The sequence below is a fragment of the Priestia aryabhattai genome, from assembly GCF_023715685.1.
Taxonomy (GTDB): domain Bacteria; phylum Bacillota; class Bacilli; order Bacillales; family Bacillaceae_H; genus Priestia; species Priestia aryabhattai_B.
This window is the reverse complement of sequence record NZ_JAMBOQ010000004.1, coordinates 86,024-109,589: the sequence shown is the minus strand read 5'-3', so window position 1 is coordinate 109,589 and position 23,566 is coordinate 86,024. Positions and strand designations below refer to the sequence as shown.

Genomic DNA, 23,566 nt, shown 5'->3' with positions numbered 1-23,566 from the left:
CCTATCCATCCTCTCTTAATACAATCTCTACAGTCGTTCCTTTTCCGGTCTCGCTTGTGATTGTTATTTCCCCTCCATGAGCTTCTACAATCTCTTTTACAATTGATAAGCCTAATCCGTATCCTCCGCTTTTTCTCGAGCGGGATTTTTCTACTCGATACAGCTTGTCAAATATATAGGGTAGATCTTTTTCTGGAATACCTATCCCTTGATCTTTAAGGGTTATTGTCAATGATCTAGCTGATTTTTTTACAATTAAATCAATTTTGGTCCCTTCTTTTGAATATTTCATTGCATTATCAAGTAAATTGATAATCACTTGCTTAAATCTTTCAGGATCTAGTGGAATGTAAAGGCCTTGAGGGCAGCTTATGTCCAGCTCCATCTCTTTTTCTTTTAAAGCTAAATTAAAGTGCGCGCATATGGTGTGCAAATATGTAGCTAGTTCTACTTTTTGTTTTTGAATAAAAAATGTATGCTGATCCAGCTGCGCCAGCTGAAACAAATCTTTGACTAACTGTGAAATTCTTTCCGCTTCTTCTTCCACAATAGCAAGGTATTTATCACGTTCTTCCGGTCGATTAGAAGGTCGTTTTGCTACGTCCGCATAGCCCTTTAAATACATCAAAGGAGTTTGAAGTTCATGTGAAATGCTGCCTAAAAATTCATTTCTCTCTTTTCTTAACCGCTGCAGCTCATTAGCTAGCAACTGAATGGACATTCCTAATTGTCCGAGTTCATCTCTTGAATGAGCACCCAGTTTCACAGACAAATCTCCTTGACTCAGCTTCTCTGTTGCTTTTTTCATCTTGATCAAAGGAGCGGTTATAAATTTAGACAGGGCAAAAATAGTCACAATCGAAAATAAAATGGAAACAGCTCCCGCTACGTAAAAATGATGCTGAAGCCTCGCAATCATTTCGTGAATATCATTTGTGTTTTTGAACATATAAACCGTTCCGAACTGCTGATGGCCTTTTTTAATAGGTGATGCTGTGGCGATATAAGGTTTACTTTTCCAATCGCCTTGCATAATTTCACCTTTGTATGTAAGAGACTTTCCTTTCCATTCTTCTACTGCTTTTCTTGCACCTCGAATTAAAGGCCTAGACGAACTAATAATTTTCCCTGATTTATCTGTTATGACAACATCAGTTTCTGCTTCAGATTCCATCAGTGCAACATGGTTAAGCGTAGCCGAATCATGATGCTTTTCCAATACTTCACGGTGACTGTTTCCTCTTAGACGCAAGCTTTGTAGTTCCTCTGAAATTCTTGTATTGGCAAGACCGCTATATAAGTAAAAAAAGAGAGCGGCTTCAATTAGTAAAATGAACATTAAAAACAAGAGTCCAAGCTTAATAGAAATTCTATTCATTTATTCACATCCCTTGCTTTAATTATAGAAGTAATAATTGAAGAAACTGTGCAGAATAAAACATACATGATTAAATAACCATTATTCTCTGACAGTTTACCACAGGTATCTGACAGCGTAGCGTATGAAGTACATTTATCACACAGCAAATTTCCAATTTACTAAGCGCGCAGCACTACATGATCCAAAAGCAAAAAGCATGTTCTCGTAGGAGAACATGCTTTTTATTTAACAATAATAACAGGACATTCTGCTGATTGAGCCACTTCGTGACTTACACTGCCTAAAAATGTCTCTTTAACAAAGCCCTTTCCTTGACTTCCTATTACAATGACGTCTTGTTGATTGTCATGTGCGTATTCGATAATTTTCTTTGAAGCTGTGCCTTCTAAACCGTATGCCTCATACGGAATACCTGATTGAGTTAAATGATTGTGAGCTTCAGATAAAATATCGCGGTTTTCTTCTTCTATCAGTGCGTCTAAGTCAACGCTAAAAACAGGCTGCTGCAAGTGAATTCTTTCCTTAATATGTACAATTGTCAGCTTATTAGCATTTACGCTTTTAGCTAGTTTACTTGCATGTTGAAGAGCACGAATAGAAGGTGCGGAACCATCAAAGGCGACTAAGATTTTTTTATACATATAAAGAACCCTCTCTCTTTTTGTTCTTTCATGATGCGTTACCATCTAGATGCTGTAGATGATAAAGCAAAAAATAATAAAGTAAGAGACTTCTTGATTTTTGCTTTATCATCCATACTATACTTTTACCGCTTTCAGAAGAAACAAAACATTTATCCGTTTTTTTCCATATAAAAAGCCTTTGCTCACTAAAAGCAAAGGCTGATTGTTTATTTTGGTAGATTATTTAACAAACTTCTTTTAACTCTTCAGTTAAACGTAAAAAAGTTTCTTTATCTCTTTTTTCTAAAGACTGATCGATCTGCAGTAAAAGCTGTGCTTTTTTAAAGTCACGAAGAGATTTATTTAATACTAATTGAGCTGCTGTCGCATCTGATACTTTTACTTCTTCTCGTGTCATTTTGCGGGACGTATAGTTTTCCATTACAAGTCAACTCCTCATCCTTTTCGTTATTATATAAGAAATCATATAATTATTCAAATATTTTTTCTTATCTTTCATTTTAAATTTGACCCACAAAAAAACGGCAGCCAATCTATAAAGATTGATTGCCGCTTGTCATTATAACCACTCTGGGCGTGAAGAACCTCGAGGGACCAGAACCGTCGTATATCACTTGTGCGAACAAATAATTTGTTTCATAGACGAACAAAAGCGCTTTATGTTTTTTACATAAAACGCTCTTGTCCTACTTCTTATTTTCTTTTTTGAACTACTTTTCGACTGGTTTTTTTAATGCATGTAAATTTTCTTCTGCAGAAAGCATGACTTGGTTCATAATATCTTCTGCATCTTTAATTGCTTGATTATAAAAGTAAGGGCCGATATGCTCTTTAATAAACTCTAATACATTTTCCGCTGCAAATTCACTTATTTCTTCATCTCGTTCGTTATAAAAGAACGTTTGAATTTCATCCAGCATTTTATCTTTGTCTTCTTTTGAAAAATTAATAAACATAACCAAAACTCCTCTTTACATTGATATCTGTCTATCTGACATCATAGCAAGAGGAGCCGAGAAAATGCAGTCTTTTTTTCTCATTGTTTTTGTGTACAATGTTTATGCTAATTTAAATCAGCTAGAAACTCTCATAGCCGTTTTTTCTTTTATACCGCTTGAGCGCTTTTTCATATCCTGTAAAATCTCTAGATATCTCTTCTCAGTTAACTCATATTTTGCGAGTGGAACAAGTGATAACAAGCAGAGAATACCCGGAATCATCGTAAAGATTAAAGCGATCCAAATGAGTGTGCTATGGGACTGGATTTGATTTGGCACATATCCTACTGCTGAAAGAATATACCCACCTACTGCTCCTCCCATTGCTGAAGCAACCTTCGTTTTGAAGATATTCGTAGAAAATACCATTCCTTCTGCTCGGTTCCCGGTTTTCCATTCGCCGTATTCTACACAGTCAGCAAGCATAGATGTTTGAGCAATGTTGCTAACTCCACCGCCGAAAGAAGCTAAAAAGCTTAAAACCATCACCGGCATAACGTGAAAACCAGTTACAAACATTGTGATAGTGGCTACAGCATTTAGCGCAATTCCCCATATCGCTGCGCGTTTCTTTCCAAATTTATTTGAAATAAAAGGAGACGCGATCGCTCCTAAAATTTGTGCTGTAAAAAATAAGGTTAAATAAAGAGACGCGATATTCTCTGCATTTAAATTATATTTAAAATAGTAAATAGAAAAAGTAGTTCGAATCGTTAAAATCGTTTCTACTAAAAGCATCGAGAAGATCAGATAGCGCAGCGGTTTATTTTGAATAAATAAGTTCCAAACTGCTTTTGGCGTCTGCTTTTCCTGTCTTTTTACAGTATAGGTTTCTTTTACTCCTGAAAATGTAATAATCATTGTAATCATTAAGATACACGCATAAATAAGACTAAGTATAAACCAATTTCCGAAATAATGAGCTAATGGAAGAGTTAATAAACTAGCAAACAAAGAGCCTACTGCTGCAATTGTTCTAGGGAAAGCTACTACTTTATTTCGTTCTTTTACATCTTGTGTAATGGTTGCCGAAAGCGACCAATAGGGAATATCCATGATGGCAAAACTTGTTCCCCATGCGATATAGGTGATATAGGCATAAATTAATTTTCCTGTATGAGAAAGATCTGGACTAATAAAACAAGCGACTGTAGCAACGGCTGCAAAAAATCCGCCTATTAAAAGATAAGGCCTAAACTTACCAAATCTCGTTTCTGTATTATCAACAATCATTCCAATAATAATGTCTGCAATTCCATCCCATATCCTAGCGATAAGAAATAAAGTTCCTACAGCTGCGGCATTTAATCCTACACTATCTGTATAAAAAATCATTAAATATGTACTTGTTAATGCATAAATAATATTGTTTCCAAAACTCCCCATTCCGTATGATAATACGGTTTTCAGAGAAACTTTTGACTGTACCCCCATGCTCATATAACCTAACTCCCTTCTCCTATAAAACGCTTTCATATCATTGGTGTCTAGAATCTCAGTATTTCATGAGATTCTAGTCTTCTGTTACTGATGCCTATTTTCCACAACGCGACTTTCGTAAGGCTGCAGGACAATATCTTTAAATACTTTTACTTCTTGGGTATGATTCATTAGAAAGTAGTAACTCTTCTCTCCCAGCTTTCGAGGATATACTTCAATTCCCTCTTCACTTTCTGTATGCTCAATATGCTGTTGTTTCACAATATCAAGCGCAATTTTTTCAAAAGTCTGTTCCTCAATTCCACAGCCTACATAATAAACCGTTCCGCGACCAAACTGATTTTTTGTTACAGCCGCTTGATTATAAAATGGATTATCATATTCATACAGCACTTCAGCTGTTACAGGCGTGATAATATCTCTTCACACGGAGGCACTTGCTTGTTCTCCTTCATACTGTCCTTTTCCTTTAATGGATGCTTTTTGAGTAGAAGACAGTGCTTCCACTTCATGAATTTCAATCTCTGTCTTTTCTTTTACGTATCCCGGCAGCGTCTGTTTAAAATGAATATTATTTTGTTTGTCTTTCATACCGGTTCTGAAAGTAAAAATGATTACGCCGCCGTTTTCTGTAAATTCAGTAAATCTATCACCTAGTTCTTCATCAATTATTTGCAAAGCCGGAAAAGTTGCAGTAGGAGTACCAAATATAACATCAATATTCTGTTTTTTGAGCTTTTTGATAACGCTATCAAAAAAGGAAAAGTCATATTTCCCTTCTTTAGGCTCCATAAGATGCCAAGCGAACTCTCCTATTCTCACCATGTTTGATCCCAACTCTTTAATGCCTTGGATATCTTCTTCTATCATATTCTCTGCCAATGTTCAGGGTAATAATTGACACCGATGTACATTTTTCTCTACTCCTATCTATTCTTTTATTTCATTACATGAACGATTTGCTGCTAATTGTTAAGGTATCCTCGGAAACAGTGATCAAAAGCAAAAAAATCACATTTTCTTTCTTCATAAATAAATCTCTATCTAACTTTCGACATACATATTTCTCAATCTTATAAAACGCTTACAAGTTTATTTTATGAACTTTATTTAAAATATTCAATGGTAAAAAAATAGAGAAAAATATCCTTTTTTTGCTCTTTATTAAAATAAAGAATAAAACGCTTACAAAGATAAATGTTTTTATAATTCTTTTATGTACCTTCCCTCGCACCTCTCATATCCACATTTAGGTAATAAATTGCTAAGAAAAAAATCGTCAAAAGCCATTTTTTCACCCACGTTATCTATCAATTAGTAAGAATCATTTGACTCATCTATAAAATAGCAAAAATTCCAGAGCAGGTTTTTACCATTATTAACACACGGACATATCATTTATGTATATTTTTTGAAGCCTCAACATCAAAAAAAAAGCCCAGTAAGGGCTTTTTTGCTTGCAGCTGATTATGAACACATCTTTTAATGGTTGGTATTCATGCAGCTTCCATTTATACAAAACTCTTCAAACACAGGATTCTTTACATTTTCCATTAACAATGGTGTTGCAACATGTTGAAAATTAGAATGACGAATCGTTAGGTTTGTGACAGGAGAACGTTCGTAGGCTCGGATCCATACACCATATTTGCCTCCATTGCTTTGCAAATTTTCTATGTTGATATTACGAACTACGGGTGTGAAATTCTCAGTGTCTCCCTCTTCATAGTACATGTCTATTTGAATCACTTCGCTACCAACGCTTTTGACCGTATTATCGCTAAAGTCGATATCTTCAATAGTACCGCCGCGAACTGAATTTGTTTTAATCCGCAGCGCTCGGTCTAGATTGGGACTGTCCATGACATTATGCTGAGCAAATACGTTCCGAACGCTGCCTGATATTTCGCTACCGATCACAACACCCCCGTGGCCATCTTTCATTTCGTTTCCTTCAATAATAATATTTTCACTTGGTACGTTGATTCTTCTTCCGTCTGCATTACGCCCCGACTTAATCGCAATACAATCATCTCCATTATCAAAATAAGAATCTTTAATAAGCACATTTTTACTCGATTCAGGATCTACTCCATCATTATTCGGACCGTGACCTATAATTTTTACATCATCAATTAAAATGTTCTCGCTTAAGACTGGATTGATTTGCCACATTGGCGAATTTAAAATGGTTACGCCTTTTATGATGATATTTTTGCTGTGATAAGGCTGAATAAAACTAGGCCGCAAATAGTGCCCTTTGCCAAATACACGCTCTTTAACAGGTATTTTTTCTTCTGCCATTTTAAACAGCAAATCGCGATCTTGCTGTTGATTCGGCTCTCCTTCTTTCCATCCAAATTCCTGTTTTCCTTTCCACGGCCACCAATGTTCGTTATCACCCTGTCCATCTAACGTTCCTTCTCCTGTAATCGCAATATTTTTTTCGTTATAAGCATAGATAAGCGGTGAATAATTATATAGCTCCACACCTTCCCATCTGGTTAAAACAGCAGGCAAGTATTTGTCAGGATTTTGACTAAACTTAATCGTAGCTTTTTTCATTATATGAAGATTTACGTTGCTTTTTAAATAAATCGCACCGGTAACGTAAGTTCCTGGTGGAACAACAACGCGCCCTCCTCCTGCTTTGTTAGCCGCTTCGATTGCTTTTTTAAAAGCAGCGGTTGAGTCAGACTTTCCATTTCCTACTGCTCCATACCGCTTAATATTAAACGTACGGTTTGGAAATGAGGGAGGCTGAAGTTGTTCTTTAATTGCCGTTATTTTTTCATTTGCTGAAAGAGCTTCCCCTTGTGCAGAGAAAGGTAAAACAAGCATAAGAGTCATCACAAACAAAGAAAACACATATTTTTTCACTAGCTTTTCTCCTTTCGCTCAACAATCTAGTAACCGCCTTATTTATAAAGTAACGCCTGTTTTAAAAATGGCCATTTCTCTAAAATCATTTTTCTCGTTATTTACAAGCTCTCCACTAGAAACTCCGATCATGTACTGAATAAAGCTTTCTAACGTAGCTTCTTCTGTGTCACCTTCAACCAGCACTCCTCCATTAAAATCAACCCAGTGGGGCTTCTTGTTATAAAGAGCGGTGTTTGTGGAAATTTTCACAGTGGGCACAAATGTTCCAAATGGCGTGCCTCTTCCCGTTGTAAACAATACAATATGACACCCTGAAGCGGCCAAGGCAGTGGAGGCAACTAAATCATTTCCAGGAGCACTCAGCAAATTTAAACCGCTAATTTGTAAGGGGTCTCCGTACTTCAGCACATCTACGACTGGGGCTGTGCCTGCTTTTTGAGTACAGCCAAGTGATTTATCTTCTAACGTCGTAATGCCGCCTGCTTTATTACCGGGAGAGGGATTTTCATATACCGGCTGGTTATGATTGAGAAAGTACGTTTTAAAGTCATTAACAAGATTAACAATTTTATTAAATGTTTGGTCATCAACTGCTCTTTCCATCAGCAAGGTCTCCGCTCCAAACATTTCAGGCACTTCCGTTAAAACCGTTGTGCCTCCTTGAACAATAAGCCAGTCAGAGAATTTGCCGAGCAGCGGATTTGCTGTAATACCTGATAATCCATCTGAACCCCCGCATTTAAGACCTACTTTCAGCCTGGAAATATCAACGTCCTCTCTTTTATCGTCTTTAGCAGCATCATAAATTTCTTTTAACAAAGTGACTCCTGCCTCAATTTCATCCGTAACATCTTGAGATTGTAAAAACTTCACTCTGCTTTCATCAATTGTACCTAGCGCTTGTTTAAATTCTTCTAAGCTATTATTCTCACACCCAAGGCCTAATACTAATACTCCACCGGCATTGGGATGCTGTACCATTCTCGTAAGCATGGTTCTTGTATTACGGTGATCATCACCGAGCTGAGAACATCCATAATTGTGTTTTAAAACCGTCACATGTTCAAAAGGTGAAAGATCCTCTATTTCTTTTTGAAACTGTTTAATCATTTGTTCGGCTATACCATTCACGCACCCTACCGTTGGAACAATCCAAAGCTCATTTCTAATTCCAACATTTCCATTTTTGCGGCGATATCCTTTAAACGTTAGCGATTGCTTTTTTTCTTTAGGAGCTGCTAACTTTTGGTGAAATTCATATTCGTTAATTCTATTTAAATTTGTTTTTGTGTTATGCGTATGCACCCATTCACCAGGTGAAATAGAGTGAGTCGCATGCCCGATTGGAAAACCATATTTTATAATGTTGTTACCGGCTGAAATTGGCGTAATAGCTATTTTATGGCCCCGTTTCACTTCTTCTTTTAGAGAAACTTCCTTTCCATTAACCATAAAGTTCTCTTGTGCTAAAAAGTCTCGTAAAGCTACTGCTACATTATCTTCCTGATGAATACGAATTACTTCTTTCATATGCTTCACCTCTTACTGTTTAGTTTCGGATACATAGAGAATTTCTTTAATTGCCTGTTTCATTCCGAAAGTTTCAATGGCTAAGACTCCATTTGTTACGGATTTTGTTAAGCTAGGAATCATATTTAAATCCTCTCCCCAATGCTGTTTATATCCGAGCACTTCTTTTACAATGTAAGAAATACTTTTTTCAGTACCGTCATACGTATTCCAAAGAGATTCATACATCTCTAGAACTGCAGAGTCATCTGATAGCCCAATTTTTTCTCCTCCTCTTTTCCCTTTATAAAAAGAAATGAGGGCACTTAGAGAGAATGTAAGTAACTCGGGCAGCGCTCCTTGTTTTTCAACGTATTCTTTAAGGGTTGGGATATTTCGCGTTTTAAACTTTGTCATGCTGTTTAAAGAGATGCTCATTAATTCGTGGTGGATAAATGGATTTTGAAAGCGTTCTAATGCAGATTTAGCAAATGACAAAGACTCTTCTTCCGAAACTGGTAAACTAGGAATAATTTCTTCATACAGACATTTTCGAATAAACGCTCCGATTACTTCATCTTCCACTGCTTCTCTTACCGTATTGAATTCCGCTAAATACGCAACAGGCATCATAGCAGTATGAATACCGTTTAAAATTCTTACTTTCTGCAGCGCATATGGTGCAATGTCGTTCACAAATTTCACATGTAAACCAGCTTCCTCCGCGGGAAACTCCTCTTTCACCCACTCTGGTCCCTCAATAACCCATAAGTAAAATGGCTCTGCGATAACAAAAAAATCATCTTCATAACTCAGTTCATTGAGTTTATTTTCATCGCTTGGATAACCTGGCACAATTCGATCAACAAGCGTGCAGCAAAAAGCGTTTGCTTCGTGTATCCACTCGATAAACTTCTCTTCTAAATTCCATTTGTCGGCATAGCGTAATACCATTTTCTTTAACAAGTCCCCGTTTCGCTCCACTAATTCACACGGAAGGATAATAAGTCCCTTTGTTGGATCTCCTTGAAAAGCTTTAAACCTCTTATATAGAAAGGCCGTGACCTTACCTGGAAAACTCTTTTGCGGAGCATGGTCCAAGCGATCTTCTTCTAAAAATGCGATGCCTGCCTCTGTTGTATTAGAAATGAGAAATCTTAACTCTTCTTTCTCCGCTAATTGAATATACGCTTCATAGTCTTCATATGGATTTAGCCCGCGGCTAATGGATTCAATTACTTCGTGTTCTTTGATTGCTTTACCGTCTTGAATTCCTTGAAGAGAAACCGTAAATAAACCGTCTTGCTTATTCAATTTACCTGCATTTCCTGTGATTCTTGGATTGACGGCTACTATACTGCCTTTAAATGCAGTTCGTTTGTTCATTTGATGAATTTGCCAATCAGCAAACCCTCTTAGAAATACGCCTTCTCCAAACTGCAGAATTTTTTCTGGATATATACGTGTGTTAACTTGCATCTGACGGTTTAACTTCATGTTAGCATCTCCTTTTTGCACACATTAACATTATTATTTATATATTGTTTTATATTAGTTTAATTCAAAAAAATGTTAACGTTAACATTTTTGGGCCGGTTATAGTAAATAACCGGCTACATAGATGAGCGTGACTTTACAGACTGGCGAACCATTAATTCGGTATTAATTAAGACTTTATTTTGCAGCATATTCTTGTCATCTTTGTTCATTAGTGATAAAACCGCTTCTGCTCCAGTCATGCTGATTTTCTCGATTGGTCTTTTAATGGTTGTTAATGAAGGAGTGGTGTATTTGGCTAATTCAATATCATCAAATCCAATAATCGAGATATCATTAGGTACGTGTAGCCCAGACTCGAATGCAGCATTCATAGCACCGATCGCCATATCATCATTTGAACAAAAAACAGCAGTAGGCGGCTGCTTCAAACTTAATAGTGCTTTCATTCCTTCATATCCGCTTTGCATATCATAATTTCCCTGAATCATATACTCTTGTCGAATGGAAACATTATGGTCAATTAACGAGTTAAGAAATCCTTCCTTACGCTGCTGAGTTGATTTAAAGCCTTCTATTCCTTCTATGATCGCAATATGTCTGTGACCTAATTCAATTAAATACTCGCCGGCTTTGTAGGCTCCTTCTTTGTCATTTGACAAAATATTAATAATGGATGAATCGTCAACTTGGCGGTTGAGTACAATCAACGGGATGCCTTTTTCTACTACGTTGTATATAAAGGTGTTATCACGATCGCTTTGACTCATTAAAATAATGGCATCAAAACGTTTATTATTGATGTACGTATAATCATCATAATCGTCAATGCCTCTTACAAATAAATTATACTGAACATCAATCACTTTACTTACCCCTCTAATACTATCTACTAAAAAACTTGGCGACGTACCGTTGGCCATGCTTGTAAAAAATAATCCAATTGTATGAGATTTTTGAAGAACTAAATTTTTAGCATGATAATCAGGAATATAGTTAAGCGTATTTGCAATATCTAAAATTTTCTTTTTTGTTTTTTCTTTAATAAGCGGACTATTGTTTAATGCACGTGAAACCGTTGTATGTGATACGTTTGCTAGTTTTGCAATATCCTTAATTGTAACACCCATTTCATTTACCTTCCTTTAATGAATCAGTATCGATTTTTATTATAAGGATATCACAACTTAGTAGGAATAATAAGCAAATGGTGAATGTTATGACAGTTTTGACTAAGACCTAGCATGAATATCGTGGACAATCTCCGCATGTTTTTTATCCGTTAGCTTATACATAAAACCAATAATCACTGCAGCAATGGATAAAGCAATAGCAGGATATAGTAATAGCAAACTTTTAATCCCAACTAATGTACCTGCCTTTTGTGCCACGTTTGGGATATACCCAACTAACCCTAAACCGATGCCGGATAAGAAGCCGGATAGCGACTGAGCGAGCTTTCGAGAAAAGTTGAACAGAGAATACGTTGTGCCTTCTTTTCTTTCGCCTGTTTTCCATTCACCGTAATCAATAATATCTGATACAAATGCCCATGTAATCCCGTTAGGAATGCTGATACCTATAAAAGCAATACTTGCTAAAATCGTAAAAATGACGACGTTAGAAGGCATAAAGAAATTTACTGTGTCCGCTGCGATACTGATTCCTAAACCAATCATTGCTGCTTGTTTTTTTCCAAATCGGCTAACAAGCTTTGGCAGCATAATAACTCCTAGAAAGGATGAACCAATAATAATAAAGTTCATATAGGCCATCAATTTAACATTTCCTAAATTATATTGTGCAAAGTAAATAAGCATAGCTGATTTAATATTGTAAGCTGAAATGGTAAATACCGTCATAAAAACTAAAATTAAAAGAGGTTTATTGCTTACAAACGTTTTAAAAATAGACTTGACTGATAATTTTTCTTTTGGACTTTCTTTTACGACAATTCGTTCTTTGCAATTGCGATAACACACATAAAAAGCAATGATTCCAATGACAGACATAATTCCCATGACAACGGGATAACCGACTTTTTCATTTGGAAATAACAGAATAAGCGGTACAACAGCAATGCTTGTTACAAACAGTGCACCTAATGATCCTGTTTGACGAAAAGCAGCAAGAGACGTACGATCGGAAGTATTTTGAGTCATGGATGCGCCTAGCGATCCGTACGGAATATTGACGAATGAATAGCCAATTCCCCAAATCATATAAGAAGCGTAAGCATAAATTAATTTACCCGCTGGTGAAAGGTTTGGCGAAATAAACGTGAGTACGGTTAAAATGGCCAACACCATACTTCCGAATAATAAATACGGTCGGAATTTCCCTTTAGCTCCTATATTTTTACGGTAATCAATGGACGAACCAACAATTGGGTCGCAAACTGCCGCAAATAGCTTACTTACTAGAAAAATCCCCCCCGCAGCCGCGGCAGGAATTCCTGCCACATCTGTAAAGAACTTCAACAAATATAACTGCCCTAAATCAAACATGAAACCGTTACCAAAATCACCCATACCATAAGATATTTTTTCTTTTACACTAAGATTTTTCTCTTCTACCTTTATTTCAACCTTTCTTTCTGTTGCCACAACACTCATGGTAATCCCCCTTCTCCCCTTGCAATCTTTTACACTATTTTGCGCCTTTAATTTTGCAGCGTATAGGCTGGGAAGCTAAAGTAGTCTTTAGCATTTTCATAACATATTCCTTTTACAATTCGCTCAAGCAACTGTTGGTCATTAGGTACTTCCCCTTCTTCTACCCACGTACCAATTAAGCTGCATACTAATCTTCGGAAATATTCATGCCTTGTATATGAAAGAAAACTTCGGGAATCTGTCAACATACCGATAAACCTGCTAAACAAACCAATATTTGATAACGCTTTCATTTGTTCTAACATACCTTCTCTTTGATCATTAAACCACCAAGCCGTGCCCAGCTGCAGTTTGCCGGGAATTCCGTCTCCTTGAAAGCTGCCAATTATACTTGCTAATACATAATTATCTTTTGGATTTAACGAATATAAAATCGTCTTTGGCAAACTATTTTGTACATCCATTTGATCAAGAAGCTGTACGAGAGGCTCTGCCACTTGTCCATCATACATCGAGTCATAACCTGTATCCGGACCTAACTGGCGAAACATTTTTGTGTTATTGTTTCTAAGAGCATGAAGGTGAAATTGCATTGTCCAACCTAGCTCATTATATAGCTTCCCTAAAAAGGTTAACGTATATGACTTGTATTTACTTTCTTCTTCAGCACTTACACCTTCACCTTTTAAGGCTTTTAAGAAAATCTCCGAAACTTCTTCTTTTGAAGTCTTAGTATATACCATTTTATTTAGTGCATGATCAGATAAACGCCCTCCCATGGAATGGAAAAAACGAGCTCGACTTTTAAGAGCTTTTAACAAATCATCATAGGTGTGAATGGAGTGATGTGAACAATCTTGCAGCTTTGCAATCCAGCTTTTAAACCCTTCTTGATTGATTTCAAGCCCTTTATCTGGACGAAAGCTTGGGAGTACTTGGGTCTCAAAATCTTGGACATCTCTTAGTTTCATATGATAATCTAATGAATCTGTCGGGTCATCGGTTGTACAAATAACTTTTACGTTAGAACGTGTAATAAGATCTCGTGCACCAAACTTACCGCTGCGTAATTTCTCGTTTGCTTTTTCCCAAATGAACGGTGCTGTCTGTTCATTTAATATCTCATCAATATCAAAAAAACGTTTTAACTCTAGATGCGCCCAATGATATAGCGGATTCCCAATTGTCATTGGAACTGTTTTAGCCCACGCGAGAAATTTTTCATAATCACTCGCTGATCCTGTTATCTTTTCTTCTTCAATCCCGTTGGCTCTCATCAGTCTCCATTTATAATGATCTCCATCTAGCCAAACGTTAGTTAACGTTTTAAACTGTTTATTCTCATAAATTTCCTGTGGGTTTAAGTGGCAATGATAATCAATAATTGGCATATCTTTTGCGTAAGTATTATACAAATGTGCTGATGTTTCATTTGTTAATAAAAAATCGTCATCCATAAACTTTTTCATTTCCATCTACTCCTTTACTTTTTTGTTAACGTTAACAAAATTAAGGAATCTACTAAACACTCTTGTTAACAAACAATAATATTAAGAAGATGTAACCTTATAACTCAAAAATGTTAACGTTAACATTTTATTTAATTCTATTACTTATTTCTAAATTTTACAACAATTTATCTTTATATTTTTCAATTTTTTTCTTTCTTTATTCTTGCATATTGATTCTTCATTTTTAAGAATAGGATTTATTACTTGATTTTATAAGAATTAAAGGAGATTTTTTTATATAGAGCTTACATAAGGTTACTAAGGCAAATGGCTGTTTTTAATGCTATAATTAGCTTCGTATGCAAAAGAGAAAAGTATGACCACAAGCATTTAAATCCTATATGTCATACATAGCCGCTGCACTCCATTTTCGTATTACTTAAAATAAAGGAATTTCGAAGAGAAAAGTGAATAGTATAAACATGCACTTTATTTACTATCTCTTTTTAATTTTTATATATTCATTGCTTTTAAAGGAGAGGATATCATGCCAGGAGCCACAAGCATGGTCGTAATCGGGATTACTGCCTTAATTGTATTTGGGCCAAGTAAATTGCCGGACATAGGACGAGCATTTGGACATTCCTTGCGAGAATTTAAAAATGCGGCAGAAGGAATTATACAGGATGACGACAAACAAACTCCAGAGAATACCACTAGAGATAAAGAGGAAAAATCCTAATTTTTATGTGAATGAAAGTTATAAAAGACTAAAAAGCCCACTTTTAACGTGCAGTGGGTTTCTTTTTTGATGTATGATAGTAAAAAATAGTAAAGAAAGAAGGTAACTTTTTGTTTAAATCGAAACTGCATTTTTGGACATTAGAACTATTAATGATTGCTTTATTGATCTACATTTGTAAACATATTTCGTTTGTTTTTCTACCAATCGGTGTGTTTATCTCCACTTTGTTTTTCCCTATTCTTGTAGCTGGTTTTCTTTTCTTTTTATTCGAACCAATTGTGTCATTTCTCACAAGAAAAAAAGTGCCAAAAACAGTGGCCATTTTACTTTTATACATTGTTTTTATCGGCGTAATTGCTTCTATTGTGGGCGGTGTGGGACCTACTTTATCTAAACAATTAACTGATTTGGCTAAGAATATTCCGTCTTACATTGTAGAAACGAGAGAGTTTATAAATTATTTATCTAACTCAAGATGGTTTAACTGGCTTATTGAACAAAAATATGTGTCACTCGATCATATTGAAGAGTCACTTTTAAACTATGCTTCTACTTTACCTACGAATCTCACAAACAGCATTTCATCTGTTTTAAGCGTCGTAACAAATATTACACTTACGGTTGTAACCGTTCCTTTCATTCTTTTTTATATGCTTAAAGACAGCCATAAACTTCGTAAAAATACGTTACGTATGGTTCCTGCTTCTTACCGAAAAGAAACTTTACGTACAATGAAAGAAACAACAAATACGCTAGCTACTTATATTCAAGGCCAAATGCTCGTTTGTTTGTTTGTCGGTATTAGTACATTCATTGGTTACCTTATCATCGGGTTGCCCTACGCATTAATACTTGCACTCATAGGAGCCCTTACTAATATTATCCCGTACGTCGGCCCTTTTATTGGCGTAGCCCCAGCTTTAATCGTAGGTTTATTATACTCTCCTACAAAAGCGATATTAGTGATTATAGTCGTCGTAATCGTTCAACAGCTCGATGGGAACATCATTTCTCCGCTGGTAATCGGAAAGAAATTAAACACTCACCCTTTAACGATTATTATCTTATTACTTGTTGCGGGCAATATTGCAGGGATACTCGGAATGATTTTAGCGATTCCGGCTTATGCTGTAACAAAAACGATTGTGATAAATATCGTAAGAATGATTCAATTCAGAAACAAATCTATCAAGTTGTAAAACGCAAAGGCAATAAAAGGACCTTCTCTTGAAGGTCCTTTTATTATTCAATAGGTTCAGCACTGACACACCATAAGATGATTTCCATCCGGGTCTTTAAATGTAAACCAATGATTGTGTTCAATTTCTGTCGTTAACTCTACTTTTTTCTTTATCATATATTTATAGGCTTGTTTAATATCGTTTGTATTCAAATGAAAAGCTGCCGTTTTAAAAAGCGTATTTTTTGAATAAGTTTTACTATCTAATACAATTCCTGTTCCATTCATAGGTATCACATATAAATGACCGTATAAAATGTCTCCATCTGCTGGCAAACCTAGCATGTCACAATACCAATCTCGTGCTTTTTTTATGTCCTTTACAGGAATAAAAATTGTGCCTACTTCATTTAATATATGGTTCATTTATGACCTCCGGAATGAATTTAGTAATTTTCACAAAGTATTCGCTTCTAATCGTTGATATCCTTCTATTTTTGAGATACTTTCTATCAGTCCAGTAGACTCGGTAGCAGAATTACTCGTCTCGCGAACACAGCTACCCCCACTACATATACTACACAGCTTGCGGGACTTTTCTATTTTATCTTCTCCTGCTTTTCTCTAAACCAAAACGAAAAACATTTATCTCCCTATAACTATAGATACTTCCTGACCAAATTTAGATTACTAAAAAAGAAAATAAGAAAATCTCCCCCTTCGTCTGCTTCGCACGTGTATAATGAAAAATAGACTATAGATAGTAGCCGTCTTTTGGTTGAAGCGTCGAACTTTAGTACATTACAATAAATTTAAAGCTACTATCCAACTAAGAATTAAAAATGACTAACTTAAGATTAAGGAGGTTAGATGTGTATGGATTATTCATCTTTACTCATACGCGAAGTCATTGATAGAGTATCTAAATTACGCCTCTTATCTGTTTATAATGAAAGTATAAAAGGTGATTTAGAGAGCACCATCCTCCCTCTTTATCAGCAGCACTTTGAAAATAAAGATGTAAACGAAGCGTTGAGGATTTTAAAAAAAGACTTTCTCAATCGTACAAAACGCAGATGGTTAGATGCTGCTATACGGGACTATGAGCAAAAAAAGCCTAAGAAGAATAAAGAGCTGATTGGAGAATACAAAGCGCTAACAGCTTATTATAAAACAAATGGAAAAGAACTCTTTTGCAAACAGTTTGAAAACATATCGTCTCCGGAAGAAGTAATTAATAAACGAATTGATATTCTACGTGAATGGAGTCAAGAAGATAGCTTCTTCTTAACGGATTATCCTTATATTCATCAAAAAACTAAAACACAGCGAGAAAAAGCGATCCACACGGATATATCCATTATTATTGGACTGACTATATTGGATCCAAGCTTCCAAAACGGAAATCATAGTATTATTGAAAGCCCTTTTTCAACTGTAGAGAACCCTTTTTTCTCTAACTCAAGAGCAAAGCTTCTCGTCGAGCAACCCCTATTAGAGAAAGAAGGAAAAGAGTATTTCTTAAGCACTTATAACTCTGAAGACGGGACAGATTACGAATTGTTAATAGAAAAAGAATACGCTGAAGAAAATGGAAATAAAATTAGTGATTTAGATCGGTTTGATTATAAAGTGTTTTTAGAGATCATGAGCCAACGCGACGAGTTGTTCGCTACACAAAAAATCATTAACGTAAAAATTGGTGATCTTGTGAAAGCACTTTATAAAACAGACAGTAAGCGCAACTATCAGATGATAGAAGAAAGAATTACGAAAATGAAGCACTACAGTATGACAAAAGTACAGCATAATAAGAAAATTGCCTATGGTATTTTTGACTTTGTGGATATTACTACGATGCCAAACGGAACGCGAATTGCTGAAATTCACGTCAATGAAGTCATATATAGAGACTATATTCAACGCCAAACGGTGCGCATTTACAAAAATAAAGTAGAAAAATTAAGTTTAGACGCCGCTTATCATTTGCTATTCGTTATGCAAAAAGAGCGTCTCATTTGCTATGAAACAAAATCTTCATACAATGTCACAAGAGATTATTTATATTTTTCGACAAGAGTCCGCTTTCGAAAAAGACGAAAAAAAGAAAACCTTGTCGAAATTGAAACAGCCTTAGATGAGCTAGTCGAACAAAAACTAGCTGTCCAATCTTATAAAAGAGTGGGCCAAGTGTTTCAAATTACCTTTATTCCTGTGGGAGAAAGTGAAGTAAAAGACTTATTAGCCGGTGATTACGAATATGCTCCCCTTTCTATTTATCAAAACGTAACAAGTTCTATAGGCTAAAAAAGAATGCTCTTATAATCTTTATAAGAGCATTCTTTTTATCTATCTACCATTATTCACTGCATTTTTTGCTCCACATTTCCGTGCAAAAGTGTTTTTTTGCTCCACATCTTCGTGTAAACATATTATTTCCCCTGCTAATATAGCAGTTAAACTTCACTTCTCCTCTCATTTTGTGAACTTTTCATGTCTAAAAAGAATGTTAAAAGTACTTTTTGCTCCAGATTTCCGTACAAATGTGTCGTTTTTCTTTATATACTGCATTTATTATAAGTTTGGCTCCAATCCTCCGTGCAAATATGCCACTTTTACATAAAATTTCTTGTGACAGCGACTTTTCTCCTTCGTTTTCTACAATTTTTGCTCCACATCTCCGTGCAAAAGTGTTTTTTGCTCCAGATTTCCGTGCAAACATGCCAATCTCTTAAAAAATCGCTATTTTTACTGCAAATGTTCATTTATCTTCTCTGAAAATGTGAACTTTTCGTGTCCAAAAAAGGGCATTTTTCTTTTTTTTGTCCCTATTTTCCGTGCAAATGTGTCACTTCCTCACCTAAATCTTTACTTTTATCATTTTTGCTCCTATTCTCCGTGCAAATATGTCATTTTTACATAAAAATTTTTTTTGGATTTGTCGCATTTTGTGTATTTCATCCGTCATAATACGACATTTGTCTTAAGAATACTGTTTTATCAACGTTTATAAAATATAACGCTATTTTTGCTCCACATCTCCGTGCAAATATGTCACCGGGTAAATAGACGTCTCGTCCCTTGATATCACTAGTCTTTTAAAAAAATGCACCAATTTCCCGTGCAAATATGTCATTTTACAGCCTATATGACTGTGTCTATACTGTAAAAGACGACGTATATAGTTTTAGAAAGGAGGTAACTACATGAGTATACAAAAGCTGTCACTAAAACGGCACACCCTTCTAGCAAACAAGCTGCTGATTGTCATGAGTGGCTTAAATAGAAAAACTAAACGAGACGACAGCTATTACTATGAAAAACATTCATTTGGTCTAGCGAAAAACTTTGTAGACATAAAGTGGACGGGTTCTCTGATGAAGCAAATTTTAGCTTACGTAGCCAAATGTAACAGCCAAGGTCATATTTCAATTATTTCTGAGCAAGAACTTGCTAATACGATCCAATGTTCCGTTCGGACCGTTCAAAATAATAATAAGCTTTTAGAAGACTATGACATCATTCGCTGGGATCGTTTATGGGGAGACTATATTCAAGTTTCTTTAAACAACTATTTAGAGGATTTTCTAGATTTACATATAAAAGAAGCTGCTGATGTTCAAAACATATCATATAATCCTGAAATACTCGATAAAGATCTGAATACATATACTTCAAAAAGTGGTTATACTTCTGTTTCGATGGAAGTGATTTATCAATTGCTGGCCATCAAAAATATTAACATGCTACGTCTGGCTTTACGTGCTTTGTATGTATATGAATCTGATGTAAACGTAAAGAAAGATTCAGAAGCACTTTTATCTTACACTGAAGTAAAACACATTCTTCCAAAATATATTGGCTATAAAGCTGCTATTAAAGAAATGGCTAGTAAGCTGAGTACAATTTTTCGTATCGATGTACTAGAAAAAGATGATTGCGTCAAAACATTATTAGAAGAAAAGCAGCCAAGAAAATCAATTATTGAAAAAATCAAGGATGGCTTTATTTTAAGCTTTAATTTAACTGGTGCTCATGATAGTAAAAAACAAAAAGAAATCGAAAAAATCCGTGGAGAGCATGCATTTGCTCAGTTTAAGAATTTCTTTAAATCTTTTGGTCATTATTCAATTAAAAAAGAAGATATTCATTCCGTTGTGCATGAGTTCGGTTTAGATATAATTGAAAAATCATTAACGTCCGTTCAGAGTTACTTACAACGTGCTTACATAGAAGAAAGTATGGATGCATTTCGCCCTCTTGTGCATGAAATGGAGTCCAATTTCTTTACGTATATACGAAAAATTGCCAACGGGTATTATCAGGCAAAAATTAACGCTCTATAATACTCTTTTTTGTTATGCCTTTTTTTACTCATTTCTACTCTATTTTCCTCATATTCTTCTTTTCTCTTTAACTTACTAAAACATATTTGTCTATCAACTCTAATGAACCTTTCTAAATGATAATGATTTTCGTTTTCATGAAAAAAATCAACTAAATGAACAAAAAATACAATAAATAAACGTTATTTTCCGAACTACTGCGTAAAAAATATGGCTAGTATAAAAAAATCCTATATTTTTTCGTGAAAATTCTTGTAGCAAACTGCAATTTTTTTGATTGCTTAATTCCCTTTAATCTCAGTCAGCAGAAGGCTTTTACCAATATAAGTTTTAACAATGTTTTTAATTTCTTTAATTTCTTTTTAATCTCTTATAAATGTATAGTAATTTCTCTAAAATAAAGGGCAGCAAATAAATAGCATTTTTATATCTGAATACATTAAAATAAAATATATAACTCACTGAAAAAAGCGCTCCTATACAATAGAAACGCTCTTTCTTACTTTAGGCATATGTATACTTTCATAAAAAAACACACAAAACAAAATCATTACATCTGCTTTGTGTGCTTTTTTTATTTATTAGGATTATATAATTTAAGAACTTTATCACGTACATATTTAAGATGATGATACATTTGTTTGAATGCATCATCGGGGTCATGATTAGCTAAAGCATTATAAATAGCGGTATGATGTTCTACAGTAAGTTCTGGTTCTCTAAAGGTAATTTCATTATCTGTTTTTTCGTGAGTGAAGAGCAGGGAATTAATCATTCCTTCTACCACTGGATTATCAGCACTTACAGCAATAATTCGATGGAACTCCTTATCCGCAGCACCATAATTGTTATCTGTGCTCTTTTTTATTTCCTCGATTGTTTCCTTTAACTGTCTTAATTGATCATCGTTTATTTTTTCAGCCGCCATGGTTACTAGGCCTAGTTCGAGTGCCATGCGAGCTTCCACTACTGCAGGTAAATTATCCATTGATAACGCTAACATAACTGAAAACGGATGCGCTCCTATTTTGTTATTAAAATATGTACCTCCGCGGGTTTTTCGTGTAATTACACCAAGTACTTCTAATGCACTTAAGGCTTCTCTCAATACAGGGCGACTTACATTCAGGACGTCTAATAACTCCATTTCAGTTGGCAGTTTATCTCCTGGCTTTAATTGCCCGCTGACCAATAACTGAATAATACGGTCGACTACTTGTTTTGCTAGCGTATTACGATTAACGGATTCAAATGACACTTTTTTAGTCGAACCACTCATCTTCATCCACCCTTTTCTAAATATTGTTTATTTGTAAGACTAATTATATCATATAGAATTACTTTATGTATTACCAATCCCTACTTCTTAACTATTCTTATCTCTTATCTACATAGAGTTATTTATTAGAATGTTCGTTATTCTAAAACAGAAGCTCGAACAAAGGCGTAGAAATGTCCGAGCTAAAAGCATACTGTAATTAATTTAAAAAACTTTATTTTTTAACGTACTAAACAAGGACGTTTATTATCAAAGCTCCAATTTTTAATTAAATACTGCATAGCTTTTGAATCATCACGTGCTCCTAATTGCATCTTCTTATATAACTGATGCGCTTGTTCAATTCGTTCTAAGTCTAGCTCTATTCCAAGCCCTGGCTTTTTAGGTACTGCTACGATTCCTCCCTCAATTTTAAAAGGGTCTTTTGTCAATCGCTGACCATCTTGCCAAATCCAATGCGTATCAATAGCGGTAATTTTTCCAGGAGCAGCTGCCGCCACGTGGGTAAACATTGCCAGTGAAATGTCAAAATGATTATTTGAATGTGATCCCCATGTAAGCCCCCATTCATGACACATTTGAGCCACACGAATCGAGCCTTGCATAGTCCAAAAATGCGGATCTGCTAGAGGGATATCCACCGCGTTTAACTGAATAGCATGCCCCATTTGTCGCCAATCTGTAGCAATCATATTCGTAGCGGTCGGCAGTCCAGTTACTCTGCGAAATTCAGCCATTGTCTCTCTTGCTGAATATTCATTTTCACTTCCACAAGGGTCCTCTGCGTAGGCCAATACATGATGTTGATTTTTACATAATTGGATAGCTTCTTCTAAAGACCAAGCTCCGTTAGGATCTAGGGTAATTCGAGCATCTGGAAATTTTTCAGCTAACGCTGCTACAGCTTCTATTTCTTGCTCACCTTGAAGGACCCCGCCTTTTAGTTTAAAATCATTAAATCCATACTGCTGATGAGCTGCCTGTGCGAGTTTTACGATTGATTCAGGAGTCAGAGCTTCTTCATGACGAAGTCGAAACCAATCCACTTTTTCATTTTCACCACTTAGATAGTCTAAGTCGGTTTTTTTGCGATCTCCAATATAAAATAAATAACCTAGCATTTCCACATGTTCTCTTTGTTGTCCTTCTCCTAATAATGCTGCAACTGGTACATCAAGAAATTTTCCTACTAAATCTAATAACGCTGCCTCCAATGCGGTAACGGCATGAATAGTCGTCCGTAAATCGAATGTTTGAAGTCCTCTCCCTGCCATATCTCGGTCTCCAAATTGTTTACGCACTGTATTTAAGATGTTATTGTAATTTCCAATTGATTGACCTACTACAAATGTCTTTGCATCTTCAAGCGTTTGACGAATGTTTTCGCCTCCCGGTACTTCTCCTACTCCTGTGCTTCCAGTACTATCTTTTAAAATAAGAATATTTCGAGTGAAGAAAGGACTGTGAGCTCCGCTGAGATTAAGCAGCATACTATCATGTCCAGCCACAGGTATGACCTGCATATCTATAATTTGAGGCGTAGACGATTTTTTTTCGTTTTGAATTTCACTATTTGTAAGGACATAATTGTTCATAAT

The 23,566-nt window shown here is 35.5% G+C and carries 18 protein-coding genes and 1 pseudogene; 4 read left to right on the top strand and 15 right to left on the bottom strand.

Annotation, left to right across the window (positions count from 1 at the left end):
• Position 1: 1 nt before the first annotated feature.
• The 12 genes and pseudogenes from M3225_RS19080 to uxaC all read right to left on the bottom strand — a co-directional run bounded on the left by M3225_RS19080 (position 2) and on the right by uxaC (position 14,436).
• Positions 2-1,378: a sensor histidine kinase gene (locus tag M3225_RS19080; protein WP_251396269.1), complete on the bottom strand. Its 1,377-nt coding sequence runs from the start codon at positions 1,376-1,378 to the stop codon at positions 2-4.
• Positions 1,379-1,602: 224 nt separating this feature from the next.
• The gene (locus M3225_RS19075; protein WP_251396268.1) at positions 1,603-2,022 is read right to left on the bottom strand and encodes a universal stress protein; all 420 of its coding nucleotides are present in this window, start codon (positions 2,020-2,022) and stop codon (positions 1,603-1,605) included.
• A gap of 226 nt (positions 2,023-2,248) precedes the next feature.
• Complete coding sequence (locus M3225_RS19070) at positions 2,249-2,446, bottom strand: IDEAL domain-containing protein (RefSeq protein WP_013082792.1); 198 nt, start codon at positions 2,444-2,446, stop codon at positions 2,249-2,251.
• Between the two features lie 289 nt (positions 2,447-2,735).
• Positions 2,736-2,981, bottom strand: a complete 246-nt coding sequence (locus M3225_RS19065; protein WP_251396267.1) for a DUF2164 domain-containing protein — start codon at positions 2,979-2,981, stop codon at positions 2,736-2,738.
• A 117-nt stretch (positions 2,982-3,098) separates the two neighbouring features.
• On the bottom strand, positions 3,099-4,463 hold the full coding sequence (locus tag M3225_RS19060) for a glycoside-pentoside-hexuronide (GPH):cation symporter (RefSeq protein ID WP_251396266.1): 1,365 nt from the start codon (positions 4,461-4,463) through the stop codon (positions 3,099-3,101).
• An 84-nt stretch (positions 4,464-4,547) separates the two neighbouring features.
• Positions 4,548-5,288: pseudogene (locus M3225_RS19050) on the bottom strand (beta-galactosidase trimerization domain-containing protein).
• Between the two features lie 657 nt (positions 5,289-5,945).
• Positions 5,946-7,343, bottom strand: coding sequence for a glycoside hydrolase family 28 protein (locus M3225_RS19045; protein ID WP_251396265.1), 1,398 nt, complete (start codon positions 7,341-7,343; stop codon positions 5,946-5,948).
• 42 nt (positions 7,344-7,385) lie between these two features.
• Entirely contained in the window at positions 7,386-8,876 is a 1,491-nt protein-coding gene (locus M3225_RS19040) for a UxaA family hydrolase (RefSeq protein WP_251396264.1), read from the bottom strand.
• A gap of 12 nt (positions 8,877-8,888) precedes the next feature.
• A complete protein-coding gene (locus M3225_RS19035) occupies positions 8,889-10,352 on the bottom strand; it encodes a tagaturonate reductase (protein WP_251396263.1) in 1,464 nt (487 codons plus the stop codon).
• A 116-nt stretch (positions 10,353-10,468) separates the two neighbouring features.
• Entirely contained in the window at positions 10,469-11,482 is a 1,014-nt protein-coding gene (locus M3225_RS19030) for a LacI family DNA-binding transcriptional regulator (RefSeq protein WP_251396262.1), read from the bottom strand.
• Positions 11,483-11,584: 102 nt separating this feature from the next.
• The gene (locus M3225_RS19025) at positions 11,585-12,967 is read right to left on the bottom strand and encodes a glycoside-pentoside-hexuronide (GPH):cation symporter (RefSeq protein ID WP_251396261.1); all 1,383 of its coding nucleotides are present in this window, start codon (positions 12,965-12,967) and stop codon (positions 11,585-11,587) included.
• Positions 12,968-13,014: 47 nt separating this feature from the next.
• On the bottom strand, positions 13,015-14,436 hold the full coding sequence (uxaC, locus tag M3225_RS19020; RefSeq protein WP_251396260.1) for a glucuronate isomerase: 1,422 nt from the start codon (positions 14,434-14,436) through the stop codon (positions 13,015-13,017).
• A 529-nt stretch (positions 14,437-14,965) separates the two neighbouring features.
• Here uxaC and M3225_RS19015 point away from each other — a divergent pair.
• Both M3225_RS19015 and M3225_RS19010 read left to right on the top strand, forming a co-directional pair.
• A complete protein-coding gene (locus tag M3225_RS19015; protein ID WP_251396259.1) occupies positions 14,966-15,160 on the top strand; it encodes a twin-arginine translocase TatA/TatE family subunit in 195 nt (64 codons plus the stop codon).
• Between the two features lie 110 nt (positions 15,161-15,270).
• A complete protein-coding gene (locus M3225_RS19010) occupies positions 15,271-16,362 on the top strand; it encodes an AI-2E family transporter (protein WP_251396258.1) in 1,092 nt (363 codons plus the stop codon).
• 56 nt (positions 16,363-16,418) lie between these two features.
• Here M3225_RS19010 and M3225_RS19005 read toward each other — a convergent pair whose 3' ends face one another.
• Positions 16,419-16,769, bottom strand: a complete 351-nt coding sequence (locus M3225_RS19005; protein ID WP_251396257.1) for a VOC family protein — start codon at positions 16,767-16,769, stop codon at positions 16,419-16,421.
• Between the two features lie 450 nt (positions 16,770-17,219).
• Here M3225_RS19005 and M3225_RS19000 point away from each other — a divergent pair, with 450 nt between their 5' ends.
• Positions 17,220-18,650 (top strand): hypothetical protein, encoded by a 1,431-nt coding sequence (locus M3225_RS19000; protein WP_251396256.1) that lies wholly within the window; start codon positions 17,220-17,222, stop codon positions 18,648-18,650.
• Between the two features lie 899 nt (positions 18,651-19,549).
• Positions 19,550-20,689, top strand: a complete 1,140-nt coding sequence (locus tag M3225_RS18995) for a hypothetical protein (RefSeq protein WP_251396255.1) — start codon at positions 19,550-19,552, stop codon at positions 20,687-20,689.
• A gap of 574 nt (positions 20,690-21,263) precedes the next feature.
• Here M3225_RS18995 and M3225_RS18990 read toward each other — a convergent pair.
• Both M3225_RS18990 and gudD read right to left on the bottom strand, forming a co-directional pair.
• Complete coding sequence (locus tag M3225_RS18990) at positions 21,264-21,968, bottom strand: FadR/GntR family transcriptional regulator (RefSeq protein WP_251396253.1); 705 nt, start codon at positions 21,966-21,968, stop codon at positions 21,264-21,266.
• 221 nt (positions 21,969-22,189) lie between these two features.
• A complete protein-coding gene (gene gudD, locus M3225_RS18985) occupies positions 22,190-23,563 on the bottom strand; it encodes a glucarate dehydratase (RefSeq protein WP_251396252.1) in 1,374 nt (457 codons plus the stop codon).
• Positions 23,564-23,566 lie beyond the last annotated feature (3 nt).

Excerpts from the sequence above, each read along its gene's own strand:
- M3225_RS19080 (WP_251396269.1), bottom strand. The coding sequence starts at position 1,378 with ATGAATAGAATTTCTATTAAGCTTGGACTCTTGTTTTTAATGTTCATT.
- M3225_RS19075 (WP_251396268.1), bottom strand. The coding sequence starts at position 2,022 with ATGTATAAAAAAATCTTAGTCGCCTTTGATGGTTCCGCACCTTCTATT.
- M3225_RS19070 (WP_013082792.1), bottom strand. The coding sequence starts at position 2,446 with ATGGAAAACTATACGTCCCGCAAAATGACACGAGAAGAAGTAAAAGTA.
- M3225_RS19065 (WP_251396267.1), bottom strand. The coding sequence starts at position 2,981 with ATGTTTATTAATTTTTCAAAAGAAGACAAAGATAAAATGCTGGATGAA.
- M3225_RS19060 (WP_251396266.1), bottom strand. The coding sequence starts at position 4,463 with ATGAGCATGGGGGTACAGTCAAAAGTTTCTCTGAAAACCGTATTATCA.
- M3225_RS19040 (WP_251396264.1), bottom strand. The coding sequence starts at position 8,876 with ATGAAAGAAGTAATTCGTATTCATCAGGAAGATAATGTAGCAGTAGCT.
- M3225_RS19035 (WP_251396263.1), bottom strand. The coding sequence starts at position 10,352 with ATGAAGTTAAACCGTCAGATGCAAGTTAACACACGTATATATCCAGAA.
- M3225_RS19030 (WP_251396262.1), bottom strand. The coding sequence starts at position 11,482 with ATGGGTGTTACAATTAAGGATATTGCAAAACTAGCAAACGTATCACAT.
- M3225_RS19025 (WP_251396261.1), bottom strand. The coding sequence starts at position 12,967 with ATGAGTGTTGTGGCAACAGAAAGAAAGGTTGAAATAAAGGTAGAAGAG.
- uxaC (WP_251396260.1), bottom strand. The coding sequence starts at position 14,436 with ATGAAAAAGTTTATGGATGACGATTTTTTATTAACAAATGAAACATCA.
- M3225_RS19015 (WP_251396259.1), top strand. The coding sequence starts at position 14,966 with ATGCCAGGAGCCACAAGCATGGTCGTAATCGGGATTACTGCCTTAATT.
- M3225_RS19005 (WP_251396257.1), bottom strand. The coding sequence starts at position 16,769 with ATGAACCATATATTAAATGAAGTAGGCACAATTTTTATTCCTGTAAAG.
- M3225_RS19000 (WP_251396256.1), top strand. The coding sequence starts at position 17,220 with ATGGATTATTCATCTTTACTCATACGCGAAGTCATTGATAGAGTATCT.
- M3225_RS18995 (WP_251396255.1), top strand. The coding sequence starts at position 19,550 with ATGAGTATACAAAAGCTGTCACTAAAACGGCACACCCTTCTAGCAAAC.
- M3225_RS18990 (WP_251396253.1), bottom strand. The coding sequence starts at position 21,968 with ATGAGTGGTTCGACTAAAAAAGTGTCATTTGAATCCGTTAATCGTAAT.
- gudD (WP_251396252.1), bottom strand. The coding sequence starts at position 23,563 with ATGAACAATTATGTCCTTACAAATAGTGAAATTCAAAACGAAAAAAAA.